This is a genomic window from Asticcacaulis solisilvae, from assembly GCF_017875235.1.
Classification (GTDB): domain Bacteria; phylum Pseudomonadota; class Alphaproteobacteria; order Caulobacterales; family Caulobacteraceae; genus Asticcacaulis; species Asticcacaulis solisilvae_A.
Genome location: NZ_JAGGMI010000015.1, coordinates 50,244 through 66,450 on the forward strand (window position 1 = coordinate 50,244; position 16,207 = coordinate 66,450).

Below are 16,207 nucleotides of genomic sequence, written 5' to 3' on the forward strand. Positions count from 1 at the left end.
CATCAGGCCAGTTGTTGGAGAACCAACTCATGACCTCATCGTACTTGCGGACCGTAAAGGCCCGCCCGTCCCTCAGGCGCCCGAAAAAGCGCCAGTCTCCGGCGGACATGTTGCCGACCGTCGCGTCCCTGAAGCCCCTTTTGGCCGCAAAGAGGTGCGCGCATGTCAGCAGATGAGTCCGAAGTTCGTAATCCACCTCCGCACTATAAGCGGATACTTCCGCTTTTGACAAGCGGAAAGATACGCGTTGCGGCCGATATTTTTAAAGCGGATATTTCCGCCATGACTGAGACATTGACCGAATCGTTGCTGGCCAGGCGAATCCGCGCCCGCCTCCCCGTCATCGGCAAGAGCGCGGCGCGCGCCTCACTGGACGCCGGCTTCGGCAAGGACTTCATCGCCGACATCTTCAAGGGCAAGAAGGACAGTATATACGGCGACAACCTGGCCGCTCTGGCGCGTGAGCTTCAGGTGCCGGCGGCCTACCTGACCGACGATGACTTCGTGCTGGAAAACGCTCCGCTGACCATCCGCGACAGCCGCGTCGAAGGCGATATCGTCAAGGTGCCGCAGATCGACCTGCGCTTCGGCATGGGCGGCGGCCAGCCGTTCGACGAGGCGGTGACCGAGGACGTGATGGACTTTCCGAAAAACTGGATCCGCCAGTTCACGACCTCATCGCTGACCCAGCTGTTCTTTGTCATCGGCGCGGGTGATTCCATGTCGCCGACCATCGGCGACAGCGACATATTGTTGTGCGACCGGACGCAGACCCAGCCCTCCATGGGCGACAAGATCTGGGCGATCACGCAGTATGGCCACGGCCAGATCAAGCGGTTACGGCCAACGCAGAACGGCTACCAGATCCTGTCGGACAATCCGCTGATCCCGCCCGACATGGCGGCGGACGGCTCGATGGAGATCATCGGCCGCGTGATCGCCATCGTCAGACGGGTCTGATACTCCGTCCCTCCTCCCTGTGCCGCAGGCATGGGGAGGTGGCATTTGCGCCAGCAAATGACGGAGGGGTCCGTCGCCGGCACGGCGCCTGCGCGGACAGGCCCCCGACCGGTTCAAACGCAACGTCCGGATCTATGGCCTGCCGTGCGCGCGGATTTTCGGCCTGGAGGACCGTCTCGACTATGCCGGATTCTGGGCCACGAAACACAAGGCCATAGCGCGGAAGATCGATGAACATGGCCCCGAAATCCTGGGCGGCAGCGGGCTTATCGAACACGTGCGCATCGGTGAGTTCCGCCCGCACATCACCGACATCCTCACCATCATCGCCGACACCTGGCAGGCGCGCACACTGGACGATTTCTGTGCATATGCCTTTGACTGACGCAAAAAAAACCAGCGGACTTGCAATCCCAGCGCGGACATGCTCATGTACAAAACATGAACATCCGGACGGGCAGCGCCGGATCATTTGGGGGCAAGCTTATGAAAATCAAGGCATTGGTTGGCGCGGTTGTGATCGCCGCCGCGGCCGCCTGTGTGGGGCCGGTCAGCGCCATGGCCGCGCCGGATCAATGGGCCTTCTCGCGTAAGATGTCGGGCATCAGCGACTTCCTGTACGCCGAGAGCACGTGCGAAATGATCAATTACAAGGTCCACCCGGAAAGCTTCGCCAAACTGTGGGACCCGGCCGTCATCGACGCCATCCAATCCGGCATCCCCGCCGACACGGCCACACGAATCGCGGGCGCGGCCTTCGACGCGCGCGAAGCCGACAACAAGCGTATCATCAAGGAATTCACCGACACTGTCTGGACGGCATTTAACGATGAGGGCGCCGATGCAGTGATGGAACTTGTCAAGGATCATTTCGACTATATGGACGGCAAATGCCGGGGCTTTGCCGAGTCCCCGGAGTTCCGGGCGCTTATCACCGCGCCTAACGACCCGGCCAACACCGCGGGCCTGATCCGCTTCGCACGGTCGGTGTCGGACAAGCTCAAGGAAGCAATCGCACAGTGAGGTTCAGCATCACTCAGGCAAGACCTTCCGGCCCCTGGACCGTCGCCGCCTTGATGGCCGTGGCAGTGCTTAGCCGGTGGACTGCTGAGCAATAAATACGGCCCGCCAGTGAGTTGCGGCGTCTTGGGCGGATCGGGGCCCAATGCCGCTGGCTGGCCGGAGAAACCTATATCGGGCTCAACCGCTAGGCATCGTGGACATTGTGAACGTCTGGTACATGGCCAAGCCGGACTCGCTCGACGACAGTCTTTGAAGGGAGACGGCCGTAAGGCGCCAATGCGGTAGTGCGTTCCGCCCCTACTTCAGCCTGTCCTTCAAAGATTGCGGGCACTCCATCTTCCCGCACATCGCCACGATCATTTCCTTTTGCATCTGGACGTTCATCTGCGACATGCCGGCAATGGCGCGCTGGTTGATCTCGGGCACCTTTTTCAGAATGGCCCGGCCTTCCGGCGACTCGTAGAATTCGACCATGGCGGTCAGTTCGGCCTCGTTCAGTATCTCGCCATAGGCGGCGAAGGTGACCTCCTTCATCTTCGGCGTATATTTTTGCGCGACGCCCGATACGGCCTCGCTCATGATCTTCGTCTGTTCGGCGGTCATTTCCGGGAATATCTGGCGCATGCCGTCCATCGCGCTGGTCATGGCCGCCTGCGTGGACTGGTTGATCAGCTTTTCGAAGTCCATCGCCTTGTCCAGCCTCACCAGCAGGGCCTGCTTGGCGGGCGAGATCGCGGCGGGCGCGGCGGGCGCCAGATCCCCTGCCGCATGGACCGGCGTGACGGACAGGCTGAGGCAGGCCGACAGTACGGCCATCGAAAACAGTTTGCGCATGGATTATCCCCGGTTGAATGCGTCACGATAGTCCCGTCGACACGCAGTGGCCAGACGGGCGTGTGTTAAATTTTTACGACGGCCGCCGGTCTATGCGCTGCCTTATTCCCTATTCGTCGTCCTCTTCCTCGAACAGCTTGAGGATATCGGCCTGCGGCTGGCCCGTGCGGATGGCGGCGATAATGGCGCGCGCCCTGGCGGCGGCTTCGGCGTCGTGCGGCTGGCTGGCCATCGGCGCCAGCAGGGTGGCGGCGTTCTCCAGGTCGCCCGTCATGACCAGAAGCCAGGCGGCGTGGTAGGCGTAGGTTTCTTCCGACGGCATCAGGTTGCTGGCCTGGATGGCGGCGCGGACCGCGGTGGTGCCGGGCGGCGAGGTCTGCGGCTCGGACAGCGACAGGTAATAGAGATTGGGCGCCAGCATGGGGTTGGCGCGATACGCCGTGCGGAAGGCCTGCCGCGCCTTCGCCATGTCGTCGCGGCTGTAATGGAGACGCCCCAGCAGGTAATGCGCCTCGGCGTTCTTCGGGTCGCCGGCCGCGGCATTGAGGATGGCCTCGGCGCGGGCGGGCTCGCCGATCATCACTTCGGCGCGCGCCAGGACAAGTTGCGCCCAGGCGTCAGCGGGATAACGGCCGGCCTCGGCGCGCACATCGGACAGCAGCTTGGCCCTGTAGGCCTGACGCGGACAGGTTTCGAGCCACGACTGCCACATCAGAAGCTTGTCGGCGCTGGGCGGCATCTTGGTGATGGTGATGCCCGGGTCCGGAATGTCGTTGAAGGTGAATGAGACGACCGGCACGCCCTTGGCCAGGTAATCGCGCAGCGTCTTTTCAAGGTCGGCCGGCGCGACGCCGAACTGTTCGGTGAAGGTCGTCAGCGGGTCGGCGCCGCCATTGATCCGGTCGACATAGACGCCGAAGGCCTTAAGCCGCTCGGGCGAGGTCATGATCCAGTGGCTGAGCAGCCACGACTGGGCGTAAAACTTCAGCACGTCTTCGGTCGTCTTGCGCGGCTTATTGGTCAGGATGTCGGCATAGCTCAGCCAGCCGCCGGCCTTCAGGCGGCCATAGCGTTCGGAATCGGCATTGCCGATGGCTACCGAACGCCCGTCGATCGTGGTCGTGTGGAAATATTCGGCAAAGCCTTCGACATACCAGGCCGGAAAGACGGTGGTATAGTTCTGGAACATGAAATGGTGGCCATATTCATGGAACAGGATTTCGAAGTCGTACCCCGCCTTGCGTTCGCGCGAAATCCGGGTGCCGGTGGCGCTCCTTGACGTCGAGCTTTTGGGCGAATAGGCGACGGCCCCTTCGGAACAGTGGCGGTAAAAGCCGCCGATGCCGTCGCCGATGTCCGGCCAAACGGCGCGCATGTCCTGCTGGTCCCTGAGCAGGAAGACCTTGAACGGCGGGGTTTCCGGCATGTCGCCGTTCTTTGCCCGGTAAAGTTCGTAGAGCGTGTAGTCGAAGGCTTCCAACTGCTCGGTGAATTGCCGCGTCAGCGCTTCGGAATTGTTGGAATAGACGATGAAATGGTTCGACGTCGCCTTGACCCATTCATCGGCCCGCGCTGTTCCCGAAGCGCCCCCCGCAAGGATCGCGAACGCCATAACGGCCCTGACCAGCACACCCTTCATGATACCCCCCAATCGGCTGCAGGGTGACGATAGCGAAGGTTGCGGCCGTTGAAAAGACCCGTGCCGCACGCTCAGGCCCGCGCCTCGGCGATATCGGGGCGGAAACCGGCGATCGCCGCCAGGCCCCTTGAAGACCATCAGATGGCGAAAGCGCTGGACCGACCGCACGTCATCCCAGGCGATAAACCGCGGCTTGCGGAACAGGATCGGCTAGGAATAGATGCCTGGCTTCAAAAATAGTTCGAACATTTGCTGGCTTTGACAAAGCGCTTCCGCTTCAGGGAAGAAATCGGCAAACCGAAATTCCCGCAGTTCTATTTCCGGTGATGGCGCTAAGCCGACTCGTGGCTATCTACGCTTTTAGTAAAGGCGGACGTGAAATCGGCTCCGATGGATGCCCTGACGCAATTTCTTGTCGTCGGCTATGCGGACGCTTCTGGCGTGTCCGTGTAAGGTCGCAATCTTGGCGAAGATAATTGCCATGAACAAAAAGGGTCGAGCTCCGAGGCTCGACCCTAAATGTCTTCTCAATGAAAAGAATGGCTCTAAGCTGCCTGAAGCTGCCCCGCGGACATTTTGCCGGACTTTGCGTCGCGTTGCAGCTCGTAGGTAATTTGCTGGCCTTCATGGAGGCTGCTCATGCCGGAGCTTTCAACCGCGCTGATATGCACGAAGACGTCCTGGCCGCCCTTTGTCGGCTCAATGAAGCCAAAACCTTTTGTGGGATTAAACCACTTAACTGTACCTGCGCTCATAACGAACCCTTTCGATGGTACTGTTATACGTGCCAAGCATATGCATCGGCACCTCGAATAAATTTGAATGGGGAGTTTCGTCTGTGCCGCTAAGGCGCATCTAAAATCATCAGACAATCATCAGTCGATAACAAACTAATATTTCATTCTATAAATAATGTCAAGTAATTTATCCATCACATACATTTACATGTAGCCGATCGATGGAAACGCACCAGCGGAAGAACTAATTTTTATTTATATATTACATTCTTACAATTTATGAGCTATGCTTGATTTATTAGGGGCTGCAGACGGCCCTAAATAGCCTTATGCAACTTTCAGCCGTGCTGCGTGTGCCGTGGTAACTATCCATGCGGCCCCGCAGAAATGTTGATTTTACAGACCAACACGTTCTCGGCCGATCTGCAGCAGCCTATACGACTCTAAGTAATTTCCGAAATCATTCGGATACTCATTCTACCACATTGGAAAACCATATGACGGTTCAGACACCGTGCCAGTTCGTAACGCCCGGGCTGGAAAGCCGCACCATGAAGCATCATGACGCCACGACAGTTAGTAATGCTTTCGGAAGCGGCGCAGCCATTGCCATCAAGACCTGGGACCTTGCACCGAGCGATGTTCTGGATATCCGGATGTCGTCGGGCTCGAAAGCCCTTGCCTTAATTGAAACCTTCGGATTGGCGGGACTGGAGATCAACATCGACGGCAACCTCTATCACTGCCGTCCATGGAAAGCCGGTGACAGCCCGTTGCAGACCGACAGAGGCTTCACGTCGAACTGGACCATTATCTAAATGGCCAATTTCGTAGAGCCTACAGATGCAATGAGGGACGATACGGCCGATCTGGAGCGCCGCGTGCTGGCGCACGAGCAGGTGCTTCAGGCATTGATTGCCTACCTGGTGGAAAGCGATCCAAAAATCCTGGAACGGATGAAGGCAGCCTTCAGCCGTCCGGTGCGCGTCGTGCCTCCTTTTGGGCGAACCGACACCGCCGCTTACGCGGCTGCCTTCGTGCGGGAAGTAATTCGACTTGGCGATAAGGGCGGCGCATCGTCTGGTCCGTCGCCCATATCACTATGGGACGATCTTTGGCCAACTGCGGGAGAGGCGAACCTGGCAAACGAGAACGTGGCCGTCCTCTTTGTCGTGCAGCACCGCGATGACATGTGGGAAGTTCTGCGCGACGGCCGGCTCATCGGCGGGTTCGTATCGCAAAAAGGCGCGCTTGAGGCCGCACATCAAGCGATGCAGGAGGTCTTCTGTACAGGCGGTGCGGCAGAACTTGTGGCGCGTCATCCGCCTGGCGCGACACGCCCGAATTGATGCTCAGTTACCGCAAACCCAAACTCTTGAGAATCAAACAATGACCGATGCAAAAAGCCACGATCTTGCGATCGCCAGACCTAAGTTGGCGCCGACGACAGAACCATCTGTTCCACGGGGGTGGCGCTCGCGTCCGATAGCACCGGCGAGACCCAGCGGACTCCAGAGCGTCCATGCGACGGTCGAGCCGAGATATCGACGGGGTGACTTCTATCTGAAGATTGACGGCCTCACCGGCCCGCGGACCGGCATGTCCGTCAGGTCTGAAAACGGATGAACCGTGCACAGTTAAGCGTAGAGGATCGGATACACCGCCGCGTACTTCAGGTCGTGCTCGCAGCACTTCTGGAGGAGAATCCGAAACTCCTGCGCAAGATCGAAGAGGGCTTTGCGAGCGAAGCGGCCTTGGCGCCCGCCCATGATCATGATGCCGTTCTGGCTTACGGCTCCCAGTTTGTTCACGCTACACTGTTTGTCGGCGCGTCGGATGCGCAGAGCACATTGCTGTCGTCTGCCCCGGAATGGGTCCGTCTATGGCTTGAGCCCGAGTTACTGGCCGAGCCGGGTAGCCGGAGTTGGATACGTTTCGAAGTCCGTGCTGAGGCTGGCACCTGGCATTTGAGCCGGGACGGGCGCGTCGTCAGTGAGTTTCCAACGCACGAAGAGGCTGCGAAGGCCGCGCAAAAGGCGGTTGCAATTATATGCGCCGCTGGTGGCCAGGCGGATTGGCACGACGCATCGCCTGACCTGTCTGATTAGGAGCGATCATGTCCGTATCAATAAATCTCGAGGCAGGCACCGATATTCAGATTAGAGCGGAACGCGGGAACGGAGGAGCCGTTTATATACTTGTGCAGCAGCAAGACGTCCTTCACCACGCCTACACGATCTTGAGTGCATCGCCCCCGCGCGGCTTCCAAAACGCAATCATGTCCACCCGGCACGCTGTCGGCGCGCGGTCCATGCTTGTGCTCCACGCCAAACATGACAGGCTGGGGCAATGGTACGACATTCCACTAAAGGCGTCTCAGCTGCTCGGTCCAAATACGACCCGCTACGAATTTGCAGCTATCGATAGCGAGGATTCCGTCAGCATGGCGTGCATCGTCAGCACAGTGCCACGATCACCGCCTCGGGCCTGGGGCGAAGCTGGCTAGTTCAGCCGGCTGGGTTGGTTCAACGCAGGACATACCCATTGACTTAAACCTTAGGAAAGCAGGTAAAAATGATAACCGTGGACGAAACCGAACGGGCAAGTATCAAGGGAATTATCGACGACATTATGTTCCGCCATCGCGCCGGCTCGCTGACCGACCCACGCGGGCGAGGCGCGGTTGCAGCGTTTGTGACATCTTATGCGCCCCTCGATTATCTGAATGAAAGCGATGCCACGGCCCTGAACATCTATGTCGATGTGACCCTGCAGATGAACAAGCTGTCGCGGCAGACAGAGGACCCATGCGTGGTCCATCGTGTTAATACCATCATTCAGGTTGCGCTCGGCGACGAAGATGTGCTCCCAGCCATCCGACGCTTGCATTAGCCCTAAATCGCATTAGCAAAAGGCGATATCGCGCCTGGTTTGACGCGAACGGCCTCCACATAGTCAATATCACCGCCTGCGACGCAACCTAGTCCGTTCCAGCACGGGCCCAATCTGTCGTGGACGCGTCTCTGCACACCCACGGGGCAACACAGGCTTACGTCAGTATGCGGAAACTTGTTACGCGGCGATGGCAGCGCGTCGCAAAGAAGGAGGATTGGGGGGCACTGGTTCCAAAGTGTCGGTTCTGCCCAGGACAGTATAATGAAAAAACTATCGATCATGCACAGCACCGTCTATCGGTACAGTCGTCCCGTCGTGTTGAATGAACACAAGCTTATGGTGCGCCCGAGGGAAGGGCACCAGCTCAAACTCATCTCTCACAAGGTCAGTGTTTCGCCTCACGCCTCATTACGCTGGTCGCAGGATGTGCAGGGCAACACGATAGGTCGGGCAACATTCGAAGAGCCGACCGATATCCTGCAAGTCGACGCGCATAGCGTAGTTGAGCTGGACAGCGAACCGTGGCCCGTCTTTGACATCGATGCGTCTGCCATCTCTTATCCGTTTCTATATTCCGAGCACGACCTTACCGATCTCGGGCCCATGATGACCCCGCACTATCCAGACCCGGATAGCCTGCTGGAAAACTGGGTCAGAGGCTTCGTACGCAGTGTTCCAACCGACACGCTGTCCATGCTTAAGGACCTCAGCGCCGGCGTATCGAAGGCCATTACTTATGTGGCGCGTGACGCTGAAGGAACGCAGACGCCGTTGCAAACACTTGGCGTGCAGCGAGGGTCGTGTCGCGATTTCGCGGTTCTCCTGGCGGAAGCCGCGCGAAACCTTGGCTTCGGCAGTCGTATCGTGTCTGGCTACCGCTATTTTGGTGACACCGACGAACCGCGAACCGGCGACAATGACTCAACCCACGCCTGGGTGGAAATCTTCCTGCCGGGCGCCGGCTGGATCGCGTTTGACCCCACTAACAACTGGGTGGGAAACCACAATCTCATCCCGGTAGGGGTTGGAGGGGATATCCGGCAACTCGCCCCGGTAGCGGGTAGTTTTGCCGGGCCGTCGGATGCACTCATTAAAATGAAAGTTGGCGTTCAAATAAAGTCGTATCTATGATTCCTCTGACAAGATATCTGCAGGCATCCGGGAGCGCTGCCGGTTAAGACTTCAGCTGTCCGGAAAACAAACGAGTAAATGCAACTGATCCGGATATGTTTCCGGTGTTGGGATCAAAAAGCAGAAGCCATGTCCTATCGCCTAAGAACCTCCAGCCAGGCCTTTTGCTCCGCGCCGATCAGGCTATCGGGCGTCATGACCGCGCCTTTAAGCGCGCCCCGGATATCGTCCGGCGTGTCGCTGAACGGCGCCCGCATCAGTTCGGCCAGAAGTGCCCGCCCCTTCGCCACCGAGGCGGCATAAACCTCGAGGAAGCTTGAGACACTCACATGCTGGCTGGGATCGTCCATCCAGCAGTCGTAGTCGGTCACGACGCAGACTGTGCAATAGGCCATCTGGGCCTCGCGCGCCAGAAACGCCTCAGGCACATTGGTCATGCCGACCAGATCGCAATTCGCCGCGTCCCGCAGGAAGAAGCTCTCGGCGCGGGTGCCCAGGCGCGGACCTTCGACGCAGGCGTAGGTCTTGTCCATATGCAGGGGCTGGCCGATACGGGCGGCGGCGCGGGCGATGTCGGCGCTTAATGCCGGACAGGCCGGGTGGGCGGTCGAAACGTGCGCCGCCACGCCATCGCCGAAGAAGCTGTAGGCCCGCTTGCCGCGCGTATGGTCGAAATATTGCGACACGACGGCCAGGTCGCCGGGCCGGATCTCTTCGCGCAAGGACCCCGAGGCCGACAGCGAAAAGACGCGCCGCGCCCCCAGCTGTTTCAGGGCGAAGATATTGGCGCGGTAATTGACCTCGTGCGGCAGCAAGCGGTGCCCTGCCCCGTGGCGCGCCAGGAAGAGCAGGCGCTGCCCCAGATACCGGCCTTCGGCTATGGGGCCGGACGGCTGGCCGAACGGCGTCTCGATCCGGTGTTCCGCGGTGATCTCAAGCCCGTCCAGCGCGTAGAAGCCGGAACCGCCGATGACGCTCAGCATGGGGAAGGTCCTTGTGGAATCAGAGCGGGCACATTGGCGCATTTCGGCAGCGGCCGGAAGCGCGCCCCCGCGCCTTCCGCTGCGCGCCAATCGCGGACATAGAACCGCAAGGATGGCGGTTTCGAGAAATGTGCTCCGAATCGGACATCGACGCCGAGGAAATCAGCTTTCCGGTGCCCAAAAAGCGTTGGTGCATACCTATACGGGCCGCGTCGTCGCAAGGCTATGACTTCGTCGCGCAACATGGTGGTGTGATCAGGCCATATGGTAAAGCGGCATTAAGTGCAATTCGCCGATAAGATGTAATTCGTAAAAGATTATATTTCCAAAGTGACGCAATTCATGTAGGATGGCCTTGGTCGAGTTAGTAAATTATCGACCTCCGGATAAGCCCCGGATGTACGCATAAAGTCCAAGTGCGTTTGTATATCTTGCAAATTTCAGTTCAAAAAATATCAGGGTGAGTATTCCGGCGCCATCGGCGTGAATCCGGGATATATTTCTTATGCGATTTCTCAGATTGCCTGCATCATACTGCGATGCGGAATGCGTCTCCCTGTGCCTGATTATCGATCTGACCGGACGTTTGAGCCGGCCGCGCCGGGCGGTCGCGACGTTCGGTCCCAAAGGGATATCCTCATGACACTGATGCGAAGCCTGTTACTGGCGACGGCCCTGTCGTCCTTGACCGCAACCGCAGCCCTGGCGACGCCGCAATGCGTCGACCTGGGTTATGGCAGCCTGCCGGGCGCCAAGGGCAACAAGCTCTATCTCTATTTCCCGACGACGGACGACGCCACCTATCCCAGCTTCGGCGACAGCAATACGCCAACCCAGCCCGCGCAAAGTTTCGATGTCAGCGAACTGACAAGCTATACGGGCACGGCGACCGATCTGAAGAATGCCATCTTCGACGTCGTCAGCGATGACTATTGCGAGTTCAATGTCGAGGTCCTGCAAACGACGACGCGGCCGACCAGCGGGCCGGCGCGGCGCAACGTCGTGTCCATCGGCACCGATACGGCGGAATGGACGGACGCGGAGGGCGCTCACTGGGTCTGGGGCCTGGCCCAGGACGTCGATACGGGCGACGCCACGGCAATCGATTACTCCAAGGTCTGGGCGGGCACCTATCAGTTTACGGCAGGCGGCGCGGGTGGCGCGCTGAACGGCGCCAATTCGACCCTGGAACGGTGGGCGCATTCGATCGGCGGCACGGCGGCCCACGAAGCCGGCCACAATTACGGCCTCAGCCACAATGACGGCCTGCCCGTGGCAGCGGGCGAAGACGTGCTGACGCACCACCTGATGGCCAAGGGTTCGAACTATACGGATGAACAACGCGCCGCCTATCGCCGCCACTTCAGCAACCACGAATACGAGGTCCTGGCGGCCAATGTCGGCCTGTCGGTCCAGACCATGTGGAACTGGGACTTCGTCAATCCCAATGCCGAAACGGCGGTCAAGGTCCGCATCAACTTCCTCAGCACCCAGGCGTCGATGACGGTCAGCGGACCGTATCTCGGCGACCGTTCGCCGTGGAGCACGCCGACCGTATCGGGCGCCCTCGGGACACAGAGCTTCCAGGGGACGTCGTACAACAAATTCTCCGTCACCTGGTCGACAGCCAAGTCGTGGACAGGCGGAACGGCCGGCCAGGTCGCCGGCGGCCAGGTCTTCCACGTCGGCACCGGATTTTCAGGCGTCAATTACAACACCACCAACCCGATCATCATCACCAGCGTCGACCTGATCGACGCGTCGAACAACGTCCTGGCCCTGCACCCGCGCATCACCGGTTTCGACACCGGTACGCTCGACGCCGGCGACGGCGGTTTCGCCATCCAGGCGATCAACTTCAACGCGGTGCCGCTGATCGTCACGGATATCCGGGCGGCCTTCCTGCCGCGCCTCCTGTCGATCGACGCCATGCTGCCGGGCGAACAGAGGCTGACCGACATCTTCGGCCAGCCGCTGAAGCCATGGCGCGAGGCGCGCATCGGCGTCACCAAGACGACCCTCAAGCGCGGCCAGGCCGTGCCTATCCCGATCGCGAAACTGTCCGATGGTCCGCACTTTGTCCAAACCACGACAGAAGCGGACTGCAAGGGCCAGCGCGGCGACCGCAACGACGACCGTCCCGACACGGCAGGCTGCCGCGCGGGCACAGTGGCGTCGCTGTTCCCGTCGACCACGACCTATGTGACGGCCACGGTTATCGATCCCCAGGCCAAGCACTGGGACGCGGAGAAGAAGGCCTATGCCGTGGGGCCCGTCGAAAGCCGCATCTTCTATCAGGTCGCGGGCATTCACCCGGACCTGAACAAGAACCGTATCGACGATTTCGTCGAGATCGCGCAAAATCCGCGCCTCGACGCCAACAAGGACCGGGTCATCGATGCTGCTCAACGTAAGCTCCGTACACCGGTCCGGGCAACCACCCTGCCCAAGACCGCCGTGCCGCAACCGAAGCCGTAAGGTTCTGACACCGCTGCTGGCGCTCCTGGCGCTGGCAGCGGCCCCAGGCGCCTGTGCCAGCGCGGACAGTCTCCAGGCCCGCGCGGAGGCCGGCTGTTCCCAGGAAGACCTGCCAGCCACCATCATCACCTTGTCCAAGGGTGGCGAACCGCAGGTCGAGATCGAAGTCAGCGGGCTGGGCAGCGGACAGGTGCCGCCGGTATTGCGGATGACGACGGGGCGGAGGACACCCGGGGCGCGCCATCTGGCGCGCGCGGCGTGGGTCGGCGATGGCGGGCGCACGGCCTTGTCCGGCACCTTGACCCTCAGCGAAGTCGTACCTGGTGATCACCTGTCCGGCCGCTACGATCTGGCGGCGCCAAAGGACCGCAAGTTAGATGGCCGCAAGATCGCGGGCAGCTTCCACGCCCCTTGGCCGCGCAGCGCCCGGGGATGCGGTTAAGGGGATCTTCAAGGTTTGTCAGCGCGCGGCGCTCGACGAAATCAGCCTGGCGGAACGCCGTCAGCGGTTACGCCCCCGGAAACCGCGCGACAGCCGCATTGAATGCGTCCGGCTGGTCCATGTTCGACAGTGCCCGCAGTCGTACCGCGATCTCGTCCTCCGTCCAGGGCCCGTCGGGGCCGCGCCGCGTTAGATCGGAATGATTTTTAGTGGAAACATCATACCGATCTAAGTTTTTGTTTTGTCGCGATATTTAAGGCGAAAACCCCAAAAAACGCATCTTGGCACTTTTCGCCATATCGCTCTAGGCACTTTCGCGGATCGCGGTCCGCACCATGGGCGCATAGAGGCTCGACCCGAGAAACGTGCTGTAGCCGCTTGCCACGGCAACCGGGACGTCCGCCTTCGCCAGCACCACGCCCCACACGTCCATCCGTTTGTCGAGCCAGCCATAGGCGCCGGCCCACCCGGGAGACGACAGGAGCGTCGCCTGCCCGCGATCGTCGACCTCCTCGCGCCACACCCCCAGGCCATAGATGTCCGCTCTTCGAACCGCGCGCGCCGGCGCGACGAAATCATCCTTGAGCACCCTCGCCTTCCCGACATGATCGTCGTGCATGACGCGGACGGAACCGCCACCGAGCACCCGCGTCCCCAAGAACATGCCGTCCTGGCTGAGCATCGCCAGGAAGCGTCCATAGTCGTCCACGGTCGTGAAAAATGCCCCTCCCAGCATGGGACTGAAACCGGGTTCGGCGGATACGGGGGAAAAGCCCGAACGCGTCATCCCCAGAGGCCGCGCGACCCGGGTGAGAAAAATCTCGTTGAAGGGCTGACGGGCCGCCAGTTCCGCCATCCGGCCGGCGACCTGCATGGCCAGGCCGCCATATTGAAAAACCTGCCCCGGCGCCGCGACCGCCGGCAAGGGCACGATATGGCGCACCGCCTCCTCAAGCGTCTGATAGTCGTCGCGTCTCGCCTCCGGAGGCTGATAGTCCGGATAACCGGCGGTGTGAGACAGGAGCGCGCTCAGCCGCGCATCGCCCTTGATGTCGATCAGCTCAGGGAGAAGGTCTCGCGCCCGGTCTTCCCACTTCAGCCGGCCTTCGTCGACCAGGGCGGCTATCGTCGCGGCCGCGACCCACTTGCCCGCCGACGCGACATGCAGCACCCGGTCCGGCGCTCCATCGCCGAAGTGGGCCTCATGCAGAAGCCGGTCGCCGCGACCGACCCTTAGGCTCATCCCCGGGAAGTATCCGGCGGAGACGAGCGTGCGAAGGTGCGCGTCCAGATACTGAAAATCGGGCTTGCCCATGGCCACGGCACTCTTTGACGAAAGCCCGGCGGCCATTGTGGCGGCCAGGACGATGCGGCGAGTCACAGGTGTCAAACGAGCGGTCTCCTGGGCCTGGCCTGGAACGGGAGGCCAAAGCCAATCATCAACGCTCCCCTGTAAAGGCGCGCATCCTGATATCGATATCAGGAATACTTGGAGCCTTCAAACGAAAAGCGTTGGCAAGACGCGCGGTGGTTCTGAATATCGATGCAGGCCTGCTATACGCCTCAGATGCCCAGATGAGTTGACGCCACGCCCGCCTTCAGGCACCAATGGGGCCTTGGGGGGAAACACATGAAGCGCATCATTATCAGCCTGTTAGCGGTTGCCGGGACCGTATGGGCCACCACCGCCTGGGCCACGCCGCCTTCGCTCACGCCCGGCAAGGGCAAGGGCATCGTCATCATCCAGCTCGAGCGCAAGTCCGACGCCCCCAGCCTCGACATGATGTGGAACCTGCGCGCCGCGTGGTTCGACGCGGCGGCCGGCAAACCCTATGTCGAAAACGCGCCCACCCGCAGCGACACCGGCTTCGGCGTCTACGCGGCGCCATCGGGCAGGTATTACATGGTCGCCCGCGCCAATGCCGGACGATCGGTCTTCACCCAGTTCGAAGCCATGGTGCAGTGGAAGATGTGCCTCGACGGCGGAAGCTACGCCTTCAGCGTGCCCGAGGACCGCTATACCTATCTCGGCCGCCTCGATCCGCGTCCCGCCCAGCGGCGGATCAACGGCGCCGTCCAGAGCGGCCTCCTGCTCGCCTACCCGAACCGGAACACGCTGATGACCGGGCGGCTGGACGGCTTTGTCCCGGCGGGCGACGCCGCCGAACTGGCGCAGGTGCAGAAGGACATCTCGGGGATGTACGAAAAGGCGGTCGAGGTCACGGCCGGCGACGCGGCGCCTGAAACGTTCGAAACGGCGCTGGTCCCGGAAAAGGACGGCGCGATGGTCAAGGCGTGCTGGGCGTGGTCGTCGAAGGACACGCGGCCCCAAGGTTTCAACGGCTTCAGGGAATAGGCGCTTACTGCCATGCCTCGCCACGCGACAGGGCTTCAAGCATCTTCGTCATCAGGGCCTCCCGCGTCGCCTCGCGCTTCGCTGTCGTCAGGCGGTGGTACATGGAATAGCGCTGCGCCTTCTTGAGGCCGTCGAAGGTCGCCTGGGTGGTCGCGTCGGCCTTGATGCGGTCGAGAAAGGCTGCGGGGAATTCCATGGCGGAGCTGGCCTGATAGGCGGCGTCCCAGCGCCCGTCAGCCTTGGCCGCTTCGACGTGAACCAAACCCGAGGGCTGCATGCGGCCCTCCCTGATCAGCCGGTCGACATGGTCACAGTTGATCTTCGACCAGATGGATTTGCCCTTGCGCGGGGTGAAGCGCTGGTACCAAGAGGCGTCGTCATTGGATTTCTTGATGCCGTCAATCCAGCCCCAGGCGAGCGCTTCAACCACCGCTTCGGCCCAGGTCAGCGACGGCACGCCCGACGCCTTCTTGTAGAGCTGAAGCCACAGCTCGGTTTGCGACGCGTGATTGTCCGAGAGCCAGGCCGAAAAGCCGGCAGGCGTGGCAAAGGCGCGGACACGGGCGGGATCGACTTCCATGGCGGGGACCTTTTCGAGATGGCAATGATACTCATTGTCCGATGGAGCTTGTCCCGATTCCGTCAGCAACAGGGCGGCACAGCCGGTAAGGACGGTCCACAGATTACACAGATGCACACAGATTATCCGTGCATCTGTGTAATCCGTGG

At 60.8% G+C, this 16,207-nt stretch carries 16 protein-coding genes; 10 read left to right on the top strand and 6 right to left on the bottom strand.

The genetic code is table 11. The features are described from left to right. Positions 1 to 282: 282 nt before the first annotated feature. The gene (locus tag J2X24_RS19275) at positions 283 to 960 is read left to right on the top strand and encodes a S24 family peptidase (RefSeq protein ID WP_209725129.1); all 678 of its coding nucleotides are present in this window, start codon (positions 283 to 285) and stop codon (positions 958 to 960) included. Between the two features lie 486 nt (positions 961 to 1,446). Continuing rightward, a complete protein-coding gene (locus tag J2X24_RS19280) occupies positions 1,447 to 1,983 on the top strand; it encodes a hypothetical protein (protein WP_209725132.1) in 537 nt (178 codons plus the stop codon). A 297-nt stretch (positions 1,984 to 2,280) separates the two neighbouring features. Here the strand turns inward: J2X24_RS19280 and J2X24_RS19285 are convergent, their stop codons facing one another. The 3 genes from J2X24_RS19285 to J2X24_RS19295 form a co-directional block, all read right to left on the bottom strand. Next, entirely contained in the window at positions 2,281 to 2,817 is a 537-nt protein-coding gene (locus J2X24_RS19285; protein ID WP_209725134.1) for a DUF2059 domain-containing protein, read from the bottom strand. Positions 2,818 to 2,926: 109 nt separating this feature from the next. Beyond that, a complete protein-coding gene (locus J2X24_RS19290) occupies positions 2,927 to 4,456 on the bottom strand; it encodes a tetratricopeptide repeat protein (RefSeq protein ID WP_209725136.1) in 1,530 nt (509 codons plus the stop codon). A 545-nt stretch (positions 4,457 to 5,001) separates the two neighbouring features. Beyond that, entirely contained in the window at positions 5,002 to 5,211 is a 210-nt protein-coding gene (locus J2X24_RS19295; RefSeq protein WP_209725138.1) for a cold-shock protein, read from the bottom strand. Positions 5,212 to 5,690: 479 nt separating this feature from the next. On the opposite strand from J2X24_RS19295, the gene J2X24_RS19300 reads away from it, so the two are divergent. The 5 genes from J2X24_RS19300 (at position 5,691) to J2X24_RS19320 (ending at position 9,219) form a co-directional block, all read left to right on the top strand. Continuing rightward, positions 5,691 to 6,011 (top strand): hypothetical protein, encoded by a 321-nt coding sequence (locus J2X24_RS19300; RefSeq protein WP_209725140.1) that lies wholly within the window; start codon positions 5,691 to 5,693, stop codon positions 6,009 to 6,011. Further along, complete coding sequence (locus J2X24_RS19305; protein ID WP_209725142.1) at positions 6,012 to 6,542, top strand: hypothetical protein; 531 nt, start codon at positions 6,012 to 6,014, stop codon at positions 6,540 to 6,542. Positions 6,543 to 6,815: 273 nt separating this feature from the next. Continuing rightward, complete coding sequence (locus tag J2X24_RS19310) at positions 6,816 to 7,301, top strand: hypothetical protein (protein WP_209725144.1); 486 nt, start codon at positions 6,816 to 6,818, stop codon at positions 7,299 to 7,301. Positions 7,302 to 7,776: 475 nt separating this feature from the next. After that, entirely contained in the window at positions 7,777 to 8,085 is a 309-nt protein-coding gene (locus J2X24_RS19315; RefSeq protein ID WP_209725145.1) for a hypothetical protein, read from the top strand. A gap of 264 nt (positions 8,086 to 8,349) precedes the next feature. Next, a complete protein-coding gene (locus J2X24_RS19320) occupies positions 8,350 to 9,219 on the top strand; it encodes a transglutaminase family protein (RefSeq protein ID WP_209725147.1) in 870 nt (289 codons plus the stop codon). A gap of 134 nt (positions 9,220 to 9,353) precedes the next feature. Here J2X24_RS19320 and J2X24_RS19325 read toward each other — a convergent pair whose 3' ends face one another. Continuing rightward, positions 9,354 to 10,202: an MTAP family purine nucleoside phosphorylase gene (locus J2X24_RS19325; protein WP_209725149.1), complete on the bottom strand. Its 849-nt coding sequence runs from the start codon at positions 10,200 to 10,202 to the stop codon at positions 9,354 to 9,356. 639 nt (positions 10,203 to 10,841) lie between these two features. Here J2X24_RS19325 and J2X24_RS19330 point away from each other — a divergent pair. Together J2X24_RS19330 and J2X24_RS19335 are read left to right on the top strand one after the other, a co-directional pair. Beyond that, the gene (locus tag J2X24_RS19330; RefSeq protein WP_209725151.1) at positions 10,842 to 12,680 is read left to right on the top strand and encodes a hypothetical protein; all 1,839 of its coding nucleotides are present in this window, start codon (positions 10,842 to 10,844) and stop codon (positions 12,678 to 12,680) included. Positions 12,681 to 12,810: 130 nt separating this feature from the next. Beyond that, entirely contained in the window at positions 12,811 to 13,122 is a 312-nt protein-coding gene (locus J2X24_RS19335; protein ID WP_209725153.1) for a hypothetical protein, read from the top strand. Between the two features lie 304 nt (positions 13,123 to 13,426). Here J2X24_RS19335 and J2X24_RS19340 read toward each other — a convergent pair whose 3' ends face one another. Continuing rightward, positions 13,427 to 14,503 carry a serine hydrolase domain-containing protein gene (locus J2X24_RS19340; protein ID WP_310004898.1) on the bottom strand — a complete coding sequence of 359 codons (1,077 nt, stop codon included), beginning with the start codon at positions 14,501 to 14,503 and terminating at the stop codon, positions 13,427 to 13,429. A gap of 249 nt (positions 14,504 to 14,752) precedes the next feature. Here J2X24_RS19340 and J2X24_RS19345 point away from each other — a divergent pair, with 249 nt between their 5' ends. Further along, positions 14,753 to 15,478 carry a hypothetical protein gene (locus tag J2X24_RS19345; protein WP_209725157.1) on the top strand — a complete coding sequence of 242 codons (726 nt, stop codon included), beginning with the start codon at positions 14,753 to 14,755 and terminating at the stop codon, positions 15,476 to 15,478. Positions 15,479 to 15,482: 4 nt separating this feature from the next. Here the strand turns inward: J2X24_RS19345 and J2X24_RS19350 are convergent, their stop codons facing one another. Next, positions 15,483 to 16,175, bottom strand: a complete 693-nt coding sequence (locus J2X24_RS19350) for a YdeI/OmpD-associated family protein (RefSeq protein WP_310004834.1) — start codon at positions 16,173 to 16,175, stop codon at positions 15,483 to 15,485. Positions 16,176 to 16,207 lie beyond the last annotated feature (32 nt).